This window comes from Sphingomonas daechungensis (assembly GCF_039543105.1).
Classification (GTDB): Bacteria; Pseudomonadota; Alphaproteobacteria; order Sphingomonadales; family Sphingomonadaceae; genus Sphingomicrobium; species Sphingomicrobium daechungense.
The window spans coordinates 1,004,000-1,024,445 of record NZ_BAABJC010000001.1 but is presented as its reverse complement, the minus strand read 5'-3'; the positions used below and the strand labels follow the sequence as shown (position 1 = coordinate 1,024,445).

At 63.5% G+C, this 20,446-nt stretch carries 23 protein-coding genes; 14 read left to right on the top strand and 9 right to left on the bottom strand.

Annotated features, from left to right (window positions below):
* The first annotated feature begins 290 nt into the window (after positions 1-290).
* From ABD928_RS05325 to ABD928_RS05315, 3 genes are read left to right on the top strand one after another with little or no spacing between them, the layout of a single operon-like run.
* Entirely contained in the window at positions 291-1,415 is a 1,125-nt protein-coding gene (locus ABD928_RS05325; RefSeq protein WP_345166801.1) for a glycosyltransferase family 1 protein, read from the top strand.
* Complete coding sequence (gene glf / locus ABD928_RS05320) at positions 1,412-2,596, top strand: UDP-galactopyranose mutase (protein ID WP_187716050.1); 1,185 nt, start codon at positions 1,412-1,414, stop codon at positions 2,594-2,596. The genes ABD928_RS05325 and glf overlap by 4 nt, the downstream gene beginning before the upstream one ends.
* A complete protein-coding gene (locus ABD928_RS05315) occupies positions 2,596-4,761 on the top strand; it encodes a family 1 glycosylhydrolase (RefSeq protein WP_345166798.1) in 2,166 nt (721 codons plus the stop codon). Before glf ends, ABD928_RS05315 begins: the two co-directional genes overlap by 1 nt.
* On the opposite strand, the gene glpX is transcribed toward ABD928_RS05315, so the two are convergent.
* The 3 genes from glpX to ABD928_RS05300 all read right to left on the bottom strand — a co-directional run bounded on the left by glpX (position 4,758) and on the right by ABD928_RS05300 (position 7,932).
* The gene (gene glpX, locus ABD928_RS05310; RefSeq protein ID WP_187714727.1) at positions 4,758-5,747 is read right to left on the bottom strand and encodes a class II fructose-bisphosphatase; all 990 of its coding nucleotides are present in this window, start codon (positions 5,745-5,747) and stop codon (positions 4,758-4,760) included. The genes ABD928_RS05315 and glpX overlap by 4 nt on opposite strands.
* A gap of 63 nt (positions 5,748-5,810) precedes the next feature.
* Positions 5,811-6,287 carry a DUF2721 domain-containing protein gene (locus tag ABD928_RS05305; protein ID WP_187714726.1) on the bottom strand — a complete coding sequence of 159 codons (477 nt, stop codon included), beginning with the start codon at positions 6,285-6,287 and terminating at the stop codon, positions 5,811-5,813.
* 70 nt (positions 6,288-6,357) lie between these two features.
* On the bottom strand, positions 6,358-7,932 hold the full coding sequence (locus ABD928_RS05300; protein ID WP_345166795.1) for an alpha-L-fucosidase: 1,575 nt from the start codon (positions 7,930-7,932) through the stop codon (positions 6,358-6,360).
* 71 nt (positions 7,933-8,003) lie between these two features.
* Here ABD928_RS05300 and ABD928_RS05295 point away from each other — a divergent pair, with 71 nt between their 5' ends.
* Positions 8,004-8,561 (top strand): D-Ala-D-Ala carboxypeptidase family metallohydrolase, encoded by a 558-nt coding sequence (locus tag ABD928_RS05295; RefSeq protein ID WP_187714725.1) that lies wholly within the window; start codon positions 8,004-8,006, stop codon positions 8,559-8,561.
* Between the two features lies 1 nt (position 8,562).
* Here ABD928_RS05295 and ABD928_RS05290 read toward each other — a convergent pair whose 3' ends face one another.
* Positions 8,563-9,741: an LL-diaminopimelate aminotransferase gene (locus ABD928_RS05290; RefSeq protein ID WP_345166791.1), complete on the bottom strand. Its 1,179-nt coding sequence runs from the start codon at positions 9,739-9,741 to the stop codon at positions 8,563-8,565.
* A 37-nt stretch (positions 9,742-9,778) separates the two neighbouring features.
* Complete coding sequence (locus ABD928_RS05285) at positions 9,779-10,396, bottom strand: trimeric intracellular cation channel family protein (protein ID WP_345166787.1); 618 nt, start codon at positions 10,394-10,396, stop codon at positions 9,779-9,781.
* 80 nt (positions 10,397-10,476) lie between these two features.
* Between ABD928_RS05285 and ABD928_RS05280 the strand changes: the two genes are divergently transcribed.
* Positions 10,477-12,252, top strand: coding sequence for a PHA/PHB synthase family protein (locus ABD928_RS05280; RefSeq protein WP_187716051.1), 1,776 nt, complete (start codon positions 10,477-10,479; stop codon positions 12,250-12,252).
* 14 nt (positions 12,253-12,266) lie between these two features.
* Here ABD928_RS05280 and ABD928_RS05275 read toward each other — a convergent pair whose 3' ends face one another.
* Genes ABD928_RS05275 through rarD form a run of 3 tightly spaced genes read right to left on the bottom strand, consistent with a single transcriptional unit; the run spans position 12,267 to position 13,992 of the window.
* A complete protein-coding gene (locus tag ABD928_RS05275) occupies positions 12,267-12,488 on the bottom strand; it encodes a hypothetical protein (protein ID WP_187714724.1) in 222 nt (73 codons plus the stop codon).
* A 39-nt stretch (positions 12,489-12,527) separates the two neighbouring features.
* On the bottom strand, positions 12,528-13,049 hold the full coding sequence (locus ABD928_RS05270; RefSeq protein ID WP_345166781.1) for a hypothetical protein: 522 nt from the start codon (positions 13,047-13,049) through the stop codon (positions 12,528-12,530).
* Positions 13,050-13,083: 34 nt separating this feature from the next.
* Positions 13,084-13,992, bottom strand: coding sequence for an EamA family transporter RarD (rarD, locus tag ABD928_RS05265; RefSeq protein WP_187714722.1), 909 nt, complete (start codon positions 13,990-13,992; stop codon positions 13,084-13,086).
* A 94-nt stretch (positions 13,993-14,086) separates the two neighbouring features.
* Here rarD and ABD928_RS05260 point away from each other — a divergent pair, with 94 nt between their 5' ends.
* From ABD928_RS05260 to ABD928_RS05230, 7 genes are read left to right on the top strand one after another with little or no spacing between them, the layout of a single operon-like run.
* Positions 14,087-14,746 (top strand): DUF4893 domain-containing protein, encoded by a 660-nt coding sequence (locus ABD928_RS05260; protein WP_345166778.1) that lies wholly within the window; start codon positions 14,087-14,089, stop codon positions 14,744-14,746.
* The gene (locus tag ABD928_RS05255; RefSeq protein ID WP_187714720.1) at positions 14,746-15,117 is read left to right on the top strand and encodes a ribose-phosphate pyrophosphokinase; all 372 of its coding nucleotides are present in this window, start codon (positions 14,746-14,748) and stop codon (positions 15,115-15,117) included. Before ABD928_RS05260 ends, ABD928_RS05255 begins: the two co-directional genes overlap by 1 nt.
* A gap of 9 nt (positions 15,118-15,126) precedes the next feature.
* Complete coding sequence (locus ABD928_RS05250; RefSeq protein ID WP_187714719.1) at positions 15,127-16,224, top strand: RluA family pseudouridine synthase; 1,098 nt, start codon at positions 15,127-15,129, stop codon at positions 16,222-16,224.
* Positions 16,224-16,835 carry an FMN-binding negative transcriptional regulator gene (locus ABD928_RS05245; protein ID WP_187714718.1) on the top strand — a complete coding sequence of 204 codons (612 nt, stop codon included), beginning with the start codon at positions 16,224-16,226 and terminating at the stop codon, positions 16,833-16,835. The genes ABD928_RS05250 and ABD928_RS05245 overlap by 1 nt, the downstream gene beginning before the upstream one ends.
* Positions 16,828-17,499 carry an HAD-IA family hydrolase gene (locus tag ABD928_RS05240; protein WP_187714717.1) on the top strand — a complete coding sequence of 224 codons (672 nt, stop codon included), beginning with the start codon at positions 16,828-16,830 and terminating at the stop codon, positions 17,497-17,499. The genes ABD928_RS05245 and ABD928_RS05240 overlap by 8 nt, the downstream gene beginning before the upstream one ends.
* Entirely contained in the window at positions 17,492-17,722 is a 231-nt protein-coding gene (locus ABD928_RS05235) for a hypothetical protein (RefSeq protein ID WP_187714716.1), read from the top strand. The genes ABD928_RS05240 and ABD928_RS05235 overlap by 8 nt, the downstream gene beginning before the upstream one ends.
* Positions 17,719-18,414, top strand: coding sequence for an ATP12 family chaperone protein (locus ABD928_RS05230; protein ID WP_187714715.1), 696 nt, complete (start codon positions 17,719-17,721; stop codon positions 18,412-18,414). Before ABD928_RS05235 ends, ABD928_RS05230 begins: the two co-directional genes overlap by 4 nt.
* On the opposite strand, the gene gmk is transcribed toward ABD928_RS05230, so the two are convergent.
* Positions 18,411-19,067 carry a guanylate kinase gene (gene gmk / locus ABD928_RS05225; protein WP_187714714.1) on the bottom strand — a complete coding sequence of 219 codons (657 nt, stop codon included), beginning with the start codon at positions 19,065-19,067 and terminating at the stop codon, positions 18,411-18,413. The two genes, ABD928_RS05230 and gmk, sit on opposite strands and share 4 nt — an antisense overlap.
* A gap of 125 nt (positions 19,068-19,192) precedes the next feature.
* Here gmk and ABD928_RS05220 point away from each other — a divergent pair, with 125 nt between their 5' ends.
* Together ABD928_RS05220 and clpS are read left to right on the top strand one after the other, a co-directional pair.
* Positions 19,193-19,927: a phasin family protein gene (locus ABD928_RS05220; protein ID WP_187714713.1), complete on the top strand. Its 735-nt coding sequence runs from the start codon at positions 19,193-19,195 to the stop codon at positions 19,925-19,927.
* A gap of 152 nt (positions 19,928-20,079) precedes the next feature.
* Positions 20,080-20,427, top strand: a complete 348-nt coding sequence (gene clpS / locus ABD928_RS05215; protein WP_398286376.1) for an ATP-dependent Clp protease adapter ClpS — start codon at positions 20,080-20,082, stop codon at positions 20,425-20,427.
* Positions 20,428-20,446: the final 19 nt, after the last annotated feature.

Below are 20,446 nucleotides of genomic sequence, written 5' to 3'. Positions count from 1 at the left end.
GCCCGGCACGGTCAATGACCGCCGGCAAGCCGCTTCGTTTCCGGTTAAATTTTCATTTGGGCGCTGACGAATCGCAGTTGAGCGCATTGTGCACCGCAACATGGCTCCATTCGTCTTAATCTCGGTCAAGGTTCCGGAACCGTAACCGCGTGCCACCGTTGGAAGCTTAAGTTTCCGAAAAACGGGAGGTTACGTCTAAAATGCTTACGAGCGCCGGTGTCCCTGTTGCGTCTGAGGCCGACTATTCGGCGCCGGATCCATCACGTCCAACTTTGCTTTGTTTTTCGCACTTGCGGTGGGATTTCGTCTTCCAGCGCCCGCAGCACATCATGAGCCGCTTCGCGCGGGAGATGACGGTCATCTTCTGGGAAGAGCCGATCGAGGTCGCCAAGCGGGAGACCGCCTATCTGCGCGTGCGTCAGGCCGAAGACTTCCCTGCGGTGCGGATCGCGACCCCTCACATTCCGGAGGGACTGAGCGAGGAACAGCGTGAGCAAACGCTGCGCCGGCTGCTGGACGCGCACGTGAGCGTCTGCGCCCGTCCGCTCATCACCTGGTATTACACGCCGATGATGCTGCCGTTCTCGCGGCATCTCGACGCCACCGCGACAATCTACGACTGCATGGACGAGCTTTCCAAGTTCCGCTTCGCACCCGAGCGTCTGCTCGACCTGGAGCAAGAATTGATCGACCAGGCGGACCTGGTCTTTACCGGCGGCGCCAGCCTCTACGAGGCGAAGAAGAGCCGCCACCACAGCGTCCATTGCTTCCCGTCCTCGGTCGATCGCCCGCACTTCGCCAAGGCGCGTCGTGAGCTGGAGCAGCCCGTTGACCAGGTGGAGCTGAAGCACCCGCGCCTCGGCTTCTACGGTGTCATCGACGAGCGGTTCGACATCGACCTGTTGCGCGAAATGGCGGACATGCGACCGGATTGGTCGTTCGTCATGGTCGGTCCGGTCGTAAAGATCGGCGAGGATGAGCTGCCGCGCGCCGCGAACATCCACTACCTGGGCGGGAAAACCTACGAGCAGCTTCCGGTGTACCTGTCCGGCTGGGACGTGGCGCTGATGCCGTTCGCGATGAATGAATCCACGCAATTCATCTCGCCAACCAAGACCCCCGAATATCTTGCGGGCGGAAAGCCGGTGGTGTCGACGCCAGTTCGCGACGTGGTTCGGACCTATGGGCATCTGCAGGGCGTCCACATTGCCCACGACGCGGACGGCTTCGTCCATTGCTGCGAAAAGGCGCTGGAACAGTCGCGCGAAGGTGGCGACTGGCTCGCCGAGGCGGATCTGATGCTCTCGGCGACGAGCTGGGACACGACGCAGGCGCGAATGTCCGGGCTGATCGCCAACGTGCTGGGCGAACGTGCCGACGAGGAGGCGCCGGCTCTGCTGGTGGCCGCCGAATGAACGCGTTCAGCTTCACTCCGCCAGGCAGCCCGGCCAAATACGATTATCTCATCGTCGGAGCCGGTTTCGCCGGCTCCGTGATTGCCGAGCGACTTGCCAGCCAGCGTGGCGCGCGTGTCCTCCTGATCGATCGTCGGCCGCATGTCGGCGGCAATGCCTACGACGAGAAGGACGCGGCGGGCATCCTGTACCACAAGTACGGGCCGCACATCTTTCACACGAACAGCGAGCAGGTGTTCGACTATCTCTCGCAGTTCACGGAATGGCGACCGTACGAGCACAAGGTACTGGCGCATGTGCGCGGGCAGCTGGTTCCGATTCCGATCAACCGGACGACGTTGAACAAGCTGTTTGGCCTTGACCTTCAGACCGACGAACAGGCGGCGGAGTATCTCGCTTCGCGGGCGGAGCCGGTAGCGGACATCCAGACGTCCGAGGACGTTGTGATCAACGCCGTTGGGCGCGAGCTCTATCAGCTGTTCTTTCGCGGCTACACCCGCAAGCAGTGGGGCCTGGACCCGTCGGAGCTCGACAAGCAGGTTACGTCCCGGATCCCGACGCGGACGAATACGGACGATCGCTATTTCGGCGACACGTTCCAGGCCATGCCGCTGGAAGGCTATACGAAGATGTTCGAGCGGATGCTCGACCATCCGCTCATCGATATCCGGACGGGCGTGGATTTCGCCGAGCTCAAGGACAACGCCTTCGAGATCGCCGATCACCTCATCTACACGGGGCCGATCGACGAATATTTCGACTTCCGCTTCGGCAAGCTGCCGTATCGCAGCCTGAAGTTCGACCACCAGACCCTGGAGCAGGAGCAGTTCCAGGAGGTCGCGGTGGTGAACTATCCGAACGAGGATGTGCCGTTCACCCGGATCAGCGAGTACAAACACCTGACCGGACAGACTGCGCCCGTGACTACGATAACCTATGAATATCCTTCGGCGGAGGGCGATCCCTATTACCCGATCCCGCGGCCGGAGAACCAGGAACTGTTCAAGCAGTACGAGGCGCTGGCCGACGCGACCGACAATGTGACCTTTGTCGGGCGGCTGGCGACCTACCGCTACTACAACATGGACCAGATCGTCGGGCAGGCGCTCGCAACGTTCCGGCGCATGGACGAAAAGCTGAGCAAGGAGCGGCCGCAGCCGGAAGCGGTCGAAGCGGCCTAGTGAAGCCTCCCGCGCTGGAACTCTGGGGCGGCGTCGAATGCAGCGTCGTCCGGATCGGCGACGAATTCCGCAACCAGGTCGTCGAGACCGGTCATGCGTCGAGGTTATCCGACATCGACGCCATGGCCGATCTCGGCGTCAAGGCGGTTCGCTATCCGATCATCTGGGAGACGGTCGCTCCAGAGAGCCCGGACGAACTCGATTTCTCGTGGCACGACGAGCGGCTGAAACGCCTTCGCGACCACGGCATGAAGATCATTGCCGGCCTGGTCCATCACGGGGCGGGGCCCAGATATACGAGCCTTCTCGATCCCGATTTCGCCGACAAGCTGGCGGCGTACGCCACTCGGGTTGCGAAGCGCTATCCGTGGATCGACATGTGGACGCCGGTGAACGAGCCGTTCACGACGGCTCGCTTCTCCTGCCTTTACGGGCATTGGCACCCGCACCTTCACGACATCAATTCCGCGTTCCGGGCGACGGTGAATCAGTGTTTGGGGACCCTTCGCGCGATGCGGGCGATCCGCAAGGACAGCCCTCACTCGAAGCTGATCGCGACCGAGGATGTCGGTCAAACCTTTTCGACGCCGGAACTCGCCTATCAAGCCGAGCATGACAATGGCCGGCGCTGGCTGACCTTCGACCTGTTGTTCGGCCGAGTGGTTGAGGGACACCAGTTCCGGCGCTGGCTCGGCAACAAGGCCGCGTCCCAGGAGGTGCTCGACGAGCTGGCTACGGGCGAGGGGCGGCCGGACATCATCGGTTTCGACCACTACCTGACCAGCGACCGCTTCCTCGATCACCGCACCGAGCGATATCCGGACGTCGAGCCCGGCTCCAACGGGCGTGACACCTATGTCGACGTCGAGGCGGTCCGCGTCGCCAAGCTCCGGTCCAAGGTCGGTCCAGGGCTGCGCCTTCGCGAGATCTGGGAGCGGTACCGAACGCCGATCGCGATCACCGAGGTTCACCACGGTTGTACGCGAGAGGAGCAGGTACGCTGGCTTCACGAGATGTGGACCGCCGCCGAACAGGAGCGAGCCAGAGGTGCCGACATCCGGGCGGTGACCGTCTGGGCGCTTTTCGGCCTGGTCGACTGGCGATCTTTGCTAACGAAGAAGGAAGGCGCTTACGACGCCGGTGCGTTCGATACGCGGTCCGATATTCCGCGACCCACCCTTTTTGCGAAGGCAGCCGCGGCGCTAGGGCGGGGGGATCGGCTGGAACACCCCGTTCTCGACTTGCCGGGATGGTGGCGACGGCCTGGACGAACACACGCGCGCCGCAGGTTCGAGACCCTGCCGCGAAGGGCGGCGAATGCCCGCTCGATCCTGATCACCGGGGCGACCGGAACGCTTGGCCAGGCGTTTGCGCGGATTTGCGCGCATCGCGGCCTGCCGTTCGTGCTCACGGAACGTTCCCAGCTCGACATTTGCGACGAAGGGTCGATTGCGAGCGCGATAGCCCGGGTCAAGCCGTGGGCGATCATCAACACCGCCGGCTTCGTCCGGACGTGGGAGGCCGACGAGAAGGCGGACGAATGCTTTCTCGCCAACGTCACGGGGCCCGAGCTCCTGGCGAAGGCCTGCAAGCTGCACGGCATTCCGTTCGTCACCTTTTCGTCGGACCTGGTGTTCGACGGCCAACTCGGGCGGTCCTATGTCGAACCCGACGCGCCCGCACCGCTTTGCGAGTACGGCCGCAGCAAGGCGGAGGCGGAGGCACGACTGATTTCGATCGATGCAGGCGCATTAATCGTCCGCACCAGCGCCTTCTTCGGCCCCTGGGACCGGCACAACTTCCTGTTCAATACGATCGAGCAACTGCGGCGCGGTGAAGACGTCTTCGCCAGCGCGCGGACGATCGTCTCGCCGACCTATGTCCCCGATCTCGTCCACGCGACGCTGGATCTGCTCTTGGATGAGGAGAAGGGCATCTGGCACCTGACCAACCAGGGATCGATGAGCTGGCATGAGCTTGCCCAGGCGGTCGCCGACCACACCCGTTCCGATGCTGGGAAGATCATCGTTCCGGACCACGACGAACCGTCGGATACCAGCCTGACGAGCAGCCGAGGCGTCCTGCTTCGCCCGCTGGACCGTGCAATCTCGGACTTTGTCGACAGCTCCGAGCCGCTGAGGCGGCTATTGGATGAGGCGGCCTAGTCGTCCCACTTGTGATGCTCGGCCCAGACCCTGCGGACGGTCCCCGAGCTGGCGCGCATGACGATGCTTTCCGTAGTCAAGCGATCGCCGCGGCGATGGACGCCCTTGAGCAATGAGCCGTCGGTGACCCCGGTGGCGGCAAAGATACAATCGCTCTTCGCCATTTCCTCGAGCGAGTAGACCCGGTCGAGGTCTTCGATCCCCCAGCGGCGCGCGCGGGCGACCTCATCATCGTTGCGGAAGACGAGGCGGCCCTGCATCTGACCGCCCACGCAGCGAAGCGCGGACGCCGCGAGCACGCCTTCGGGCGCTCCGCCGCTGCCGAGATAGACGTCGACGCTGGTGTCGGGATCGGTGACCGCAATCACACCCGCAACGTCGCCGTCGGTGATCAGCTTCACACCGCAGCCGAGAGACCGCAGCTCGTCGATGATCGCGTCGTGCCGAGGCCGGTCGAGGACGCAGGCGATGATTTCATTGGCCGGGACGCCTTTCGCCTCGGCGATCGCGCGGATGTTGTCCGTAACGCTGCGCGAGATGTCGATCGTTCCTTCAGCATAGCCCGGCCCGATCGCCAGCTTGTCCATGTAGGTGTCGGGTGCGTTGAGGAGGCCTCCCTCCTCTGAAATGGTCAGCACGCAGAGCGCATTGGGCCCTGCCTTCGCAGTCAGCGTCGTTCCCTCGAGCGGGTCGAGCGCGATGTTGATCTTCGGACCGGTCCCCTGGGCCGAGCCGACCTTCTCCCCGATGTAGAGCATGGGCGCTTCGTCGCGCTCGCCCTCGCCGATGACGACCGTTCCATCGAACGGGAGCTCGTTGAGCGCTTCACGCATGGCTTCGACCGCCGCCGCATCCGCCGCATCGTTGTCGCCCCGGCCGATCCACCTGGAGGCAGCAACCGCAGCCGCCTCGGTCACGCGGACCATTTCCAGCACGAGGACTCGGTCAAGGACCTGGGACGCGGGTACGCGAGGGTGTTGAAGCATGGTTGGCGGGTCTCCCTAATGGGAAGCGCGATAAGGGGGGCGACCGCTCTTGTCGAGGCGACGCTAGGCGTCCGGATCGGCCTCATGCGCCAAAAGTTCGGACCGAATACGGACCGCCCGCGAGCCGACTCGGGTCTCGATCAGGAAGACCGCAAACGCCGCACCGATCGACAGCATCGAGACGATGAACAGCACGGCGATTTCCGTGCCGAACTTGTCGTTGGTGAGAGTTGCGGCGAACAGAAGGACGACGACTGCGCAGGTCAGCACGGCGGCCAGCACGGCAAGGAAGATTGCGCGGCTCACGAGCACCATTCGGCGATCGAGCACGCGAAGTTCGTTGAGCCATCTCTCATGTTCCGATCCCCTGCTGGCGAGGAGTAAGGGCTCAACGTCGCGTGCCCTGTCGACGATTCTCGAAAGACGGCCGGTGCATACGTTCAGGAAGGCGCCGATCCCGGCGAACAGGAACACGGGAGCGACAGCTAGCTGGATGATCTGTGCGACATTGTAGGCGGATGCCGGGGAGTCGATGGCCATGCGATTTCTGTGCGCCAGCGGGTGGGTTTGTCAAAGCGTTCCGACGGCGGCCCCATTCTGCGATCCGCAGTCACGCCGCCAAGCCATTGCCCTCGACCTTCAGAACGGGAACGAAGCGGCCGTCGCCAGGTGGTAGGGCAGAGAGCTTCAAAGCCTGCCGGTCCTGGCTGAATTTCAGCTCAGGTCCCCCGAGTAACGTCAGGCGATGCACTTCACCCTCGGCTTGCCCGAGCGAACGAATGGTAATGTCGCTCAATGGCCAGTCGAGCAGCAAGGCGTAAAGCGTCCCACCGCGAGAGGTAAAGCGGATGTCCTCGCTCGTGAAAGGCTTCGCTTCCGCTTCGGCCATGACCCCCAGGGGTGGCTTGGTCGGGCCTTCGCCGAAGCGGCGCCACGGCCGCGTGCCGTAAATCGCCTCTCCGTTGACCTGGAACCAGGCCGCCAGCCCGTCGAGGACGCGCTCCTCCTTGTCGTCGATGGATCCGTCGCCGCGAACGGGAATGCTGAGCAGCAGACAGCCATTCTTGGAAACCACATCCGCAAGGCGCTGAATGACCTGCTTCGCGCTCTTGTAGCCCCCCTTCTCGTAGAGGGGGCGATCGTAGTGCCAGTTGCCGATGCACGTATCGGTCTGCCAGGCGCTCGGCCGGGTATCGGCGAGAAAACCCCGCTCCACGTCCTCGACGACATATCTGCGTTGGTCGTCGTTGAGCTGCTTCGCGGTCAAAACCCCCTCCGGCGTCAGCGATTGGAAATGGGTAACCGCTTCCAGGCCCGTTGGACCAAACGGGACGCCGTAATCGTCGAAGTAGAGGAGGTCGGGCCGATACTTCTCGACGAGATCCTTCTGTCGAAGCAGCCACTTGCGGACGAACCCAGGATTTTGCGGAGCATCTTCCAGCCACTGGCCATCGCGTGCGCCGTGCCAGTCGGCCATCGCCTTGTTGCTGTTGAGGCCATCGGGCGGGACGAAACTGGGGCCGGTGTAGAGATCCTGCGGGTCGAGACCATCCCACCAGGTTCCGCGGCCATGCTGCTTCCGCAGCCAATATGCATCGTAGCGGCGACCTTGCATTGGACCTTCGGCGTCGTAGCCGTAAGCGGTCTGCCACCAATGCCAGGCATGGCTGCTGTGGTTCGATACGCCGAACCTCAGTCCGGCGTCCCGTGCGACCTTTGCCCAGGTTCCGACGAAATCTCGCTTCGGGCCGACGCTAGCGCTGTTCCAGGGATGGTGGGCACTATCGAAAAGATCGAAATTGTCGTGATGGCAGGCCATCGCGACGAAATATTTCGCCCCCGCCTGCTTGTAGCGGCGCAGGAGATATTCCGGCTGCCACTCGTCGGGCTTCCAATGGCCGATGATGTCGAGAAAGCCTGTGCGGCTGGGGTGCCCGTAGGTGCGGGCGTGATGATCACACGCGGCGAACCCGGGCACGTACATGAGCCGCCCGTACCAATCGCCCATTTCGGGCACGCATTGGGGGCCCCAATGCGCCCAGAGACCGAACTTGGCGTCGCGAAACCAGTCGGGAACAGGGTGGCTCGCCATGCTCTCGCCGGCTTCCGATGCGGCGGACGGAGATGCCGAACCGGCAAGCAATGCTGCGGCCCCGGCGGCGATGCTGTCCCGTCTTGAGAACATGCCCTGATTACTGACGATTGTTGGGACTCACTGAAAGAGCTAAGAAAGCCGCATAGAGCGGGGGCTCATGTATGACGCGATTCGTCATCGGTTTGATACTGTTATCAAGCGCGACGAGCGCTTCGGCAGGAACGGACTTCGGAATCCGTACACTGTCCGGACAGCGTGCGACGGTCAGGGTTGGCGTTGCCGAAAAGGCCGCCGTCCGCGAATCGACCAATGTGCAGGCACGCGTCGCCTCCGAGCCTGTCCTGGCCGGCGGCAACTGGGCGCCGATCGGCGGCGGGTCGGGCAGTCTCAATTCCGCTGCCAATGTCGGTTCGCACTGGGGCCGCGTGACGAGCACGTACCGCACTCCGGCGCACAATCGAGCGGTCGGCGGAGTACGGAACAGCTATCATTTGCGTGGTCGTGCGATCGACATCGCTCGCCGGCCCGGCGTGACCCACTCGATGATTGCAGCGGCGTTCCGCAATGCCGGTTATCAACTCGTCGAGTCCCTGGACGAGGGCGATCACAGTCACTTCGCGTTCGCATTCGGCGGTTCGACCCGCATCGCCTCGATCCCGAGCAAGGGTGAGATGACCCAGTGGGGCGTGGTGACGGTTTCCAGCGCCCTGCTGCGCTGATTTAGGACCCGGCCAGCATCTTCTTCACGCTGCGCGCGGCCTGGCGCAGCCGCTGCTCATTTTCGACGAGCGCGATGCGGACATAACCTTCGCCTTCTTCGCCGAAGCCGACGCCGGGCGCGACCGCGACATGGCCTTCAGTCAGCAGCCGTTTCGAAAACTCCATCGCGCCGAGATTGTGGAACCGCTCGGGGATCGGCGCCCAGGCGAACATGCTGGCCTCCGGGACCGGAATGTTCCAGCCGGCGCGGCCAAAACTTTCGACCAGGACGTCGCGGCGCTTGCGATAGAGCTTGCGGTTCGCCTCGATGATGTCCTGCGGGCCGTTGAGGGCGGCAACTGCGGCGGCCTGAATGGGCGTGAAAGCGCCATAGTCGAGGTACGACTTCACGCGGGCAAGGGCAGCGATCAGGCGCTCATTGCCGACCGCGAAGCCCATCCGCCAGCCGGCCATGGAGTAGGTCTTGCTCATGGATGTGAACTCGACAGCGACCTCCTTGGCGCCTTCGACCTGCAGGATCGATGGCGTGGGCGTGTCGCGGAAATAGATCTCCGCATAAGCGAGATCGGAAATGACGATGAGCTCATGCTCGCGGGCGAAGGCAACGAGGCGCTCATAGAAGGGCAGGTCGGCCACGTAGGCCGTCGGATTGGACGGGTAGCCGACAACGAGGACCTTGGGCCTCGGCACTGTGAAGCGCATGGCGTTGGTGAGCCGCTCGAAGAACTCCTCGCCCGGGGCGGCGGGGATCGAGCGGATGGCGGCTCCGGCGATGATGAAGCCGAAGGTGTGGATTGGATAGCTAGGGTTCGGGGCAAGGACGACGTCGCCCGGCGCAGTGATCGCCTGGGCGAGGTTGGCGAGGCCCTCCTTCGAACCCAGGGTGACGATGACTTCCTTGTCGGCATCGAGCTTCACGCCGAAGCGCCGCTGGTAATAGGCCGCCTGCGCTTTCCGAAGCCCGGGGATGCCCCGGCTGGCCGAATAACGATGGGCGTTCGGCTTCTGAGCGACCTCGCAGAGCTTGTCGATAACATGCTTGGGCGGGGCACCGTCCGGATTGCCCATGCCGAGGTCGACGATGTCCTCGCCACGCGCGCGGGCAGCCGCTTTCATCGCGTTCACTTCGGCGAAGACGTAGGGCGGCAGGCGCTGGATGCGGTAGAATTCGTCGGTCACCGGATACTCATGCCGTCCGTGCTGCAGTGCGGCAAGCCTAGTTGCTGTAAGTCGGGAGTGCCCATCCGCGAGCGACGGCCAGTCCCCGGAGCGCAAAACCCGCAGCGGCTGCAATCAAGGCCGCTGGATCGGGCGGCACACCGAGGTAGGGAAGTCCTACCAGCAAGCCCGACGAAAGCGCCGCGGCGGTCACATACAATTCCGGGCGCATGAGAATGGACGGTTCTCCGGCAAGAACGTCGCGGATGATCCCTCCTGCGCAGGCGGTCAGCACCCCCATGACAAAGGCCGGTACCGGCGCGACACCAAAGCTCAGCGCCTTGGCCGCGCCATACGTCGCATACGCCCCGAGACCGACGGCGTCGAACCACAGCAGTGCTCGCTCGGCAATCATGCGGCGGCTGACGACCCAGGTGATCAGCGCCGCTCCGATGCAGATCATGAGCGTCGCGTTGCGGTAAACCCAGAAGACCGGCGCCCCGATGAGGAGGTCGCGAAGCGTTCCTCCACCGACACCGGTCACGACCGCGAAAAAGATGAACGTGACAAGCGTCTGACGCTTCTCGGCCGCCAGAAGCGCACCCGAAATCGCGAACACGCCGATTCCCAGATAATCGAGGAAGCTGAGTGCTAGAGAGAAGGCCTCCGGATGCATCGAGCGCTTTTCGCGACTGTTGCGGCGTGATGCAATTGCGGGGATTCGCAGCAGTAGTGCGAATTGCTTACAAGGGACGCATGGCAGACGACACGGACACGGCGAGCGCCATTCCCACGCTGGAGGACTGGCAGCATTGGACCTGGGTGATGGGACGCGCCCAGCAGATGCTCATGGAGACCTGGGCCGACGGCCTCCCCAAGGATGCCGGCTGGCCCGCCGCTGCGTCGCCCTGGGGCGCTTTCCCGCCCGCGTTCCCCGCCGGCTCGCCGATGACCACCGATCCGGCCGCATTGTTCAGCGCCGGCGCCGAAGCCTGGGCCAAGGGTCTCGAGACGTGGGGGAAGATGATCGGTCTCGATCCCGAGGCGAAGGAGAATGCCAAGGATCGGCGCTTCGCCGCGCCCGAATGGCAGGAGAGTCCGGTCTTCGACACCATCCGCAAGACCTACCTGGCGCTGTCCGACAAGCTGCTGGGGACTGCCGAGGAACTGGACGGGCTCGACGACGAAAGCCGTCACCGGCTGATGTTTGCGGTGCGCAGCTTCGTGGACGCGATGAGCCCGTCGAACTTCGCGCTGACCAACCCGCAGGTGCTGAAGCGAACAATGGAAACGCGCGGCGAGAACTTGCTCAAGGGCCTCGCCAACATGCTCGACGATATCGCGGCCGGGCAGCTGACGCAGACGAAGCAAGGCGTGTTCGAGGTTGGCCGCAACCTGGCGACGACGCCCGGGAAGGTCATCAAGGAAACGCCGCTCTACCAGCTGATCCAATACACGCCGACCACGGACGAGGTGCTTGAAACGCCGCTTGTCATCTTTCCGCCGTGGATCAACCGCTTCTACATCCTCGACCTCACGCCCGAGAAGAGCTTCGTCAAATGGTGCGTGGACCAGGGCATCAGCCTGTTCATGGTCAGCTGGAAGTCGGCCGACGAAAGCATCGCGGACGCAACGCTCGACGACTACGTCCTCAACGGACAGATTGATGCGATTGACACCGTTCGCGACCTGCTGGGTGTCGAGAGTGTGCACACCATTGGCTATTGCGTGGCGGGTACGACCCTTGCGGCAACTCTCGCCTATCTGACGGCCCACAAGCAGCAATCGAAGGTGAAGTCCGCGACCTTCCTCACGGCTCAGGTCGATTTCTCGAGCGCGGGGGACCTCAAGCTTTTCACCGGTGCGGACACCGTCGCGCTGCTGGACGAGATTACCCGCGACAGCGGCTATCTCGACGGACGCTACATGGCTGCGACCTTCAACCTGCTGCGCGGCCGCGACCTCATCTGGAGCTACGTCGTCAACAATTACCTGATGGGAGATGAGCCGGCGCCATTCGACCTGCTCCACTGGAACAGCGATACGACCAACCTGCCGGCCTCATGGCACCGCGATTACATCGAGAGCTTCTACAAGGGGAACAAGCTGGCGGAGAAAGGCGGAATCAATGTCGCCGGGACCGCAGTCGACATCGATACGGTCAAGACGCCAACCTATGTCCAGGCCGGGCGAGAGGACCACATCTCGCCGCCAGAAAGCGTGTGGAAGATCATGGGTCATTTCACCGGGCCGAAAAGGTTCGTGCTGGCGGGGTCCGGACATATCGCCGGGGTAGTGAACCCGCCGGCGGCGGAAAAGTACCAGCATTGGACCAATAACGAGCCTGCCGACACTCTGGAAACCTTCATTGCCGGCGCGGAAGAGCACAAGGGAAGCTGGTGGCCGGACTGGCTCGCCTGGCTGAAAAGCCAGGATCCGGCGACTGTGCCGGCCAACGGCGCAAGAGTCCCAGGCAAGGGTAAGCTGAAGCCGATCGAGGACGCGCCCGGGCGCTACGTCAAAGCTCGCTGATCAGCGCGAGCTGATCAAAGAATCCCGCCGCCGAGCATCAGGCGGACAATGCCGACGACAATCACGAACAAGTTGAGGTTACGGCCAGCCGTTCCTCCGCCCAGCGTTCCGACGCCTGCGCCAATAATCGCAAGCGGGATGATCAGCCAGTTGGCCCATCCCAACAGCGGAAGAAAGGCGACAACCGCCAATACAAGCGCGACAAGCCCGATGATCACTGAAACGATATTGAACATGCGCGGCAATTCCTTCTGCGTGGGCCGACCTCGGCAGTCCTAGTAAGCGGTCTGGATGCGCGTGATGTCGGCGAGGGTCTTGTCGCCGCAACTGACGATGACGCTGCCCACCGGCTGATTGAGCGGCCATTCCCAGCGGACTTCGTGCGTCACGGTCGCCTGCGTGGCGGGGCCGGTCGGCGCGGCGACATTGAGCGTGACGAACGCCTGCGCCGGATAGCCCTTGCGGATCTGGATGCGCGGGTCGAACGCAACCTGATAGCCGCCGGTCGGCGTAGTAACCTTTCCACTGACGACGAGGGTCGGTGCGCCTGTTCCGGGCATTCGATTGATCCAGGCCGTCCATTCCCGTGACGCGCTGATCAGGCACTCCGGGGGCGTCGGCTGGCACGGTGGCTGCCCTGGGTATGGAGTAGGCGGGTAGGGCGCGGGGCCCGGATACGGCTCCTGCGGATAGGGAGCCGGACCGGGATACGGTTGCGGACCGTAGGGATCCTGACCGTAATACGGGTCGCAGGCGGTGACCGAGAGCAGCGCGGCGGCGGCAAGAATCTTCTTCATATGCATGGCAATTATCGAGCCTGCGCCATGTTCCTCATTCCGGCAAGGTCACGGAGGCCCGGGCATGCCGGACCAGCGCGATGACATAGAGCGCGAGAGCCGTCCAAATCGACCCGAAAGCGATTGCGTGGGCCGTCGTGAACGGCTCGCCGTAGATTAGGACGGCAAGCAGGAACTGCAGAGTGGGGGCCAGGAACTGGAGCATTCCGAGTGTCGAATAGCGCAGGCGCTTGGCCGCGGCCGTGAACAATAGGAGAGGGATGGCGGTGACCAGGCCCGCGCCGGCAATGAGTACGATGTCCATCGTCGAATTTCCGAAGATCGCATTGCCGGCGGCGAGGTCCCAGATCAGCCAGCCCGCGGCGAGCGGGAAAAGAATGCCCGTCTCGATTGCTAGTCCCGCTACCGCGTCGACGGGAGCAATCTTCCTCAGCAGCCCGTAGGTCGCGAAGCTGACGCAGAGCGTCAGGCTGATCCACAATTGACCAAGAGCGCCGATGGCCAGCGCGCTGATGCCCGCGGCCGCCAGTGCGACCGCCGCCCATTGGAGCCAATGCAGGCGTTCCTTGAGGATGACCCTGCCGAGCAGTACGTTGGCGAGCGGGTTAAGGTAATATCCAAGGCTGCCGGCCAGGATATGGCCGCTGTTCACTGCGTAGACGTAGAGCAGCCAGTTTACTCCGATCAGCAACGCCGTGATGGTGAGCATGATGACGGCGCGGCGGTTTCTCAAAGCCTCGCGAACCTCGCTCCAGCCATTGGTGAAGGAGAGCAGACCTGCAAGAACCGGGATCGACCAGACGATGCGGTGGGCGACGATGTCGACGGAGTCGATCGCCCGTAACGCCTTGAAGTAGATCGGAAGTACGCCCCACAGGCCGTAGGCTGCGGCTCCGAGCAAGAAGCCTTGGCGTGCGTGGCCGTGCGTGTCGGGACGATTCATGATTGCGCGCCTACCGGCGGTAAGCGGCAATTCAAAGGGCATGCTGAACGCCATGTTAGTTGCAACTGGCCACCGCCGGTGCCACCTTCGCGTCGTGGCACGTCGCAGCCTGTCCCTCATGATGGCTCTGTGTCTCGCCGCCTGCACGACCGGGGGCGAGAAGGAGAAGCTGCGCCCGGTCGTGACGGCCGAGCCGCCGACAAAAGCCGACACATGGAAGGGCGTTGCGACCGACGCCGACGAGCAGAGGATCGCTCGGCTCGGTATCGCATGGCAGGAAGGCCTTCAGGAAGCCAACAAGACGTCGCCCAAGGACGTCGAAGCCGAGGGCGCGCTTCTGCTTCCTCGTGCGGGTCTTGCGCGGCCGGCACCGACGCCTGGAAGTTACAATTGCCGCTTGATCAAGCTCGGCAGGGTCGAGCCGAAGGGGCCCGCGTTCGAGCGATTCAAGCCCTTCTTCTGCTACGTCGAGGTGGAGGGCGACCTCCTGACCATCGTCAAGCAGACCGGGAGCCAGCGACCCGCTGGACGCCTTTGGGAGGATGACCGGCCGGAGCGCCTCATCTTTCTCGGGAGCCTTGCGCTTGGCGATGAGGAGCAGCCGCGAGCCTATGGCGAGGATGCCAAGCGCGACATGGCCGGCGTGCTCGAGCGCATTGCGCCGTTCAAGTGGCGCCTGGTCATTCCATGGCCGCAGGGCAATTCGAAGCTCGACGTGTTCGAGCTGACGCCGGTCGCCCAACAGCCCCAGTGATGGACGCAGACCGCGCGGGCCTGCTCGCCGATCCCGCGGAGGTACGAGCGATCCTTGTCGCGAGCGCCTCGGCGGGTGAGCCGATCACCTATTCGGAAACGCTTGCTCTTCTCGGGCACCATTTCACGCGCCCGAAGATGCGGGCTTTGTGCAAGGTGCTGGCTTACGTCGACGACAACGCCGAGGAATTGGGTGAGCCCGAGCTTGCAGTACTTGTCGTACGGCAATCGGACGGCCTGCCGGGACAGGGCTGGTGGATCGGAGGCGCCAAGAAGCATGGCTTCACCGGGCTGTGGGAAGGACCCAAGGCGAAGCGGCTGATCAACAAGCTCCAGCGCCAGGCGTTCGACTATTGGAGAACGCGCGGCTAAGCGGCGGGCATGGCCGAGCCGCGCACTTTCACTGTTTCCGAAGACGATGATGGCATCCGCCTCGACCGCTGGTTCAAGCGGCATGCGCCGGACATCAGCTTCAACATCCTGTCGCGCTGGTCGCGGACCGGTCAGCTCAAGCTCAACGGCAAGCGCGCGACGCCGGGAGACCGGATCGAGGCCGGACAGACAATCCAGGTACCTGCGGCGGAGGCGACGCCCACGCGGGCTGCAAGGCCCGAGCGCAAGCGCGAGCCGCTGACTCCGGAGGAAGAGGAACTCGTTCGTGAAATGGTCATCTACGAAGACCCGAGCGCGTTCGTTCTCAATAAGCCGCCCGGCCTCGCCACACAGGGCGGGACCAAGACGCATTTTCACCTCGACAAGCTGCTCGATGGCCTCGCCGACGACGAGGGCAGTCGGCCGAAGCTCGTCCACCGGCTCGACAAGGACACCTCTGGCGCCCTGCTAGTTGCCAAAACTGCGCGGTCCGCGGGGCATTTCGCCAAATCCTTCTCCGGAAGGACTGCTCGCAAGGTCTATTGGGCGCTGGTCGTCGGCGTGCCTTCGGGCGACGAAGGACTGATCGATGCTCCGCTTGCCAAGCAACCGGGCACCGGCGGCGAGAAGATGCACGTTAGCGAAGAGCACGGGCTGCCCGCAAAGACCCGCTGGCGGATTGTCGACCGAGCCGGCAATCGCGCGGCATGGGTCGAACTGCAGCCCTTAACCGGCCGGACCCATCAGCTGCGCGCGCATATGGCCGCGATCGGGCATCCCATTGTCGGCGATGCGAAATATGGTGGACCCGAAGCATTTTTGACCGGCGGGATCAGTCGCAAGCTTCATCTCCACGCCCGGCGAATCCGGATCGATGCGCCGGGCGGGGTGATTGACGTCACGGCGGAATTGCCGCCGCACATTGCGGAAAGCCTGGGCACTCTGGGCTTCGAGCTAATGCATGGCGAGAACATGCCGCTCGACGTTGAGAAGCTCTCGCAGACGCCGGAGGCTAAGCAGCGCAAGGCGAATGCCATCGCCCGCGACCGCCGCCGTGGCCGACGCGGAGAGAGGCGCGGGCGCAGCCAGTCGACGCGGCGGGGCTGATGCATCCGAACCGCGCCTTCGCCTGGGAGGATCGCGACGAGCTCCTGCGGTTCGTCGCCGACCGCGCGTTCGCCCACGTCTTCACATCGTCCGATTCCGGTCTGTTTGTCGTGCACGCTCCAGTCCTCGTGACCGCCGAGGGGAACATTCGCTTCCACGTTGCTCGCCGGAACCGAGTTGCCGATCATCTGGGCGAACGCCGTGTCCTGATCAGCGTCTCCGGCCGGGAGGCGTATCAGAGCGCCAACTGGTACGTTGCGGAGAACCAGGTCCCGACCTGGCATTACGAAGCCGTCGAGATCGAGGGGACTGCGCAAACGCTTGCCGATGAAGAACTCGTCGATCTTCTCGACCGGCTGAGCAAGCACTTCGAAGACATTCATCAGCCCGAGAAGCCTTGGACCCGGGACAAGATGGAACCTGGAAGGTTCGACGCGATGACCAAGGCGATCGTCGGCTTCGAAGTCAGTCCGACCGGAATCCGCGGAACGCGCAAGTTCAACCAGCACAAGTCTGACGCCGACCTTGCGGCAACGATCGCCGGGCAGGAGGAGGCCGGCAGGGCAGATATCGTCGCGGCGATCCGGGAAGCGCGTGGCTACAATGAATAAGCTGGCGGTGTTCGATTGTGACGGAACGCTGGTCGACAGCGGCGCCAACATCTTCACGGCCCTGTCGGGCGCGTTCGGTGAGCATGGCATTGCCGTCCCGTCGCCCGAGGTTAGTCGCAAGGTAATCGGCCTAAGCCTCGTCGAGGCGATCGCCACCCTGCTTCCGGAAGAAGAGCGAGATCGACACGTGCTCCTGGCGGAGAGCTACAAGCGCCACTTCCAGCGGGCTCGTGCTGAAGGGCGTGTCGAGGAGCCCTTGTTCGAAGGGATCCCGGACTTGCTGGACCGGCTGGAAGCCGATGGTTGGCTTCTCGCGGTGGCGACTGGGAAGTCGGACCGCGGGCTGACGCTCTGCCTCGACTGTCACGGGATCGTCGACCGTTTCGTTTCGCTGCAAACGGCCGACCGGCATCCGAGCAAGCCGCACCCTTCGATGGTCGAACAAGCGATGGCGGACGCGGGCTCTTCGCCGGAAACAACCATTGTGATCGGCGACACGGCCTTCGACATGGCGATGGCTGCAGCCGCAGGTGCGACCGGGATCGGTGCGGGCTGGGGCTATCACGAGGCCCACGAGATGCTCGAAGCCGGCGCAATTGCGGTCGCGGCCGCACCGCGCGATGTCTTCTCTCTCATTCCCGGCAAGGAGGCCGCAATTGGCTGACGACGACCTTTGGCGCAGGCGCTTTCAGATCTTCATGGCTGTCCGGCTGATCGGGGTCCTCACATTCTTCCTTGGCCTTGCAATTGTCTACACTGACCTGGTGCGAGAGGGCGGCTGGCCGTCGCTGGGCGCGATCATCGTCATCGTTGGCGTGATCGACGCGGTGTTCGCGCCAATGGTGCTCAAGCGCGCCTGGGACCAGCAGGACAACGACGCCCGGTGAAGCGATTCTGGGCGAAGGCGGAGGTCGTCGAAGCAGACGGCGGTTGGGGTGTTGTGCTGGATGGCAAGCCGGTCAAGACGCCGGCGCGAGTGCCGCTGGTCGTGCCGACCGAAGCTCTTGCGGAAGGCATCGCGGCCGAATGGAATGACGTCGCCGAAACCATCGATCCGAGAGCAATGCCGCTCACGGGGTTGGCCAATGCCGCAATCGATCGCGTCCAGCCCGCCAGGAAAGCCTTTGCTGCGGATCTTGCGCGCTACGCGGAGGCCGATCTCGCCTGTTATCGTGCGGAGGAACCGCAGGGTCTGGTCGACTTGCAATCCCGGGAGTGGGATGCCCTCATCAATTGGGGCAGGCGGCGCTTCGACGTCGATTTCAACGTCACCACCGGGGTGGTGCATGTCAGCCAGCCGGTGGCGACGGTAGAACGTCTGTCACATGCGGTGGCCGCTCTCGACGCCTTCCACCTCGCGGGACTCTCGCCGCTCGTCACGATCGGCGGCTCCCTTCTCGCAGCGCTTGGTGTGCTGGAAGACGCCTTCGATGCAGCGAGGGCGTGGGAGGCCGTCAGCGTCGATGACCGCTGGCAGCTTGAGCAATGGGGATCCGACACCGAGGCCGAGGCGGCACTCGCCAACCGTCGGCGGGATTTCCTCGCCGCGGCGCGGTTCCTGGATTTGTTGGAGGCCTAGTTCGGCCGTTCTACCAGCTTGCGAACGAACGGAATGAGATAGGGCTGGCGGTCCCGCTTCATACGTTCGGCAGCGATGATTGCCTGAACGTCATGCAGGCAGTGATCCATATCCTCGTTGATGAGCACATAGTCGTACTCGCCCCAATGGCCGATCTCCGACGCAGCGCGCTTCATCCGGCTCTCGATAACCTCGTCGCTGTCGGTGTTGCGCGCCCTTAGGCGGCGTTCCAGTTCCGCCATGGACGGCGGCAAGATGAAAATGCGTACGAGGTCCGTTCCGAACGCGCCGCGGAGCTGCTGGGTGCCCTGCCAATCGATGTCGAACAGGATATCGCGGCCGAGGCGGAGCGCTTCCTTGATCGGCTCTTTCGGGGACCCGTATCGGTGATCGAACACGTAGGCCCACTCCGCCAACTCGTCCTGATCGACCAATTCCTGGAACCGCGCGGGGGCCACGAAATGGTAGTCGACGTCGTCCACTTCGCCGGAGCGTCTCGGCCGAGTCGTTGCCGAAATCGACATCGTGATCTGGGGATCCGCATCGAGAAGCATTCGGGAGATCGTCGATTTGCCCGCGCCGGAGGGGGAGGACAACACCACCAGAAGGCCACGGCGGCGGCGGGTCGAAGGATCGGCGTCGTCTAGGTCCATGACTGTTCTTGGTCCGACGCTGAAAAAGCGTCAAGGAGCGCTCTGTTGCACTGCACAAAAAAAGACCTTGAAAGGTGCACTGCAAAAGATTATGTTGCAGCGCACAAAAGAAGGAAATTGTAGCAATGGCAGACGAAACTCAGACGGCAATCGACACCAGCGCGGAGGTCGCCACCAAGGCGGTTGAAGCCGCAGGCGAGGTTGCGAAAGAGGTTCCGGCCGTTGCCGTGAAGACTACCAAGCGGACGACCTCGAAGGTGGCACGGGCCACCAAGCGTCAGGCGAAAGCCACCCGCTCGGCTGTGAAAACCGCTCGCCGCGCCAAGCCGCGCCGCGCTGCAAAGGTCGCCGGTGCTCGTAAGCCCCGCGTGGCCCAGGAAAGGATTGAGACTGTGACCAAGACCACCAACAACTGGTTTGCGGGCTTCAACGCCCTCCCCAACACGGGTTCGTTCCAGACGCTGTTCGCCGACGCCGGCGAGCGTGGCCAGGAAGTCGTGAAGCGTTCGCAGAAGGCGATGGAAGAGCTGACGGAAGTCAGCAAGGCCAACGTCGAAGCGCTTGTCGACGCCGGCAAGATTGCCGTCGAAGGCGCCAAGTCGCTCGGCCAGGACGTCGTCGAGACCAGCCGTGAAGGCGTGGAGAAGGCTGCTGACGCAGTCCGCGCCCTCGCCGAAGCCAAGTCGGCCAGCGAGTTCCTTCAGCTGCAGAGCGAGTTCGCTCGTGCGCAGTTCGACCGCTTCGTCGCCGAGAGCTCGCGTTTGACCGAGACGTTCGTGAAGCTCGCGGGTGAGGCCATCCAGCCGATCCAGACCCGCGCCACGCTGAACGCGGAGCGTATCAACAAGCTTGTTGCCTGACGCCTCTCCCCTCCTGATCAGGCAATGACCAGACGGCCGCCCACCTCTCTCCCCGGGCGGCCGTCTTTTTTTGTGCCCGACGCTTTTTTGGACGCTCCCGGCCACTAGCCTCCTTGCGAGGCGTTCGCCGCTTGCCATATCTTAGGGGTGTTATGGGTATGCGTTGGACGATGACAGACGAGCCTGATGATGGCGGCGTTGGCGACATGGAAACAGGTGTCGCCACGCGCACGCGCCCGCGCACCAAGAAACCGAGCAATTACAAAGTCCTGATGCTGAACGACGATTACACTCCGATGGAGTTCGTCGTCCTGGTGCTGCAACAATTCTTCTCAATGGGAATCGAGGACGCGACCCGCGTCATGTTGCAGGTGCATCAACAGGGAATCGCCGTCTGCGGTGTGTTCACTTACGAAGTCGCCGAAACCAAGGTCAGCCAGGTGATCGACTTCGCGCGGGAAAATCAGCACCCGCTGCAGTGCACTCTCGAAAAGGCCTGAGCCCTACCGCTGCTTGCGA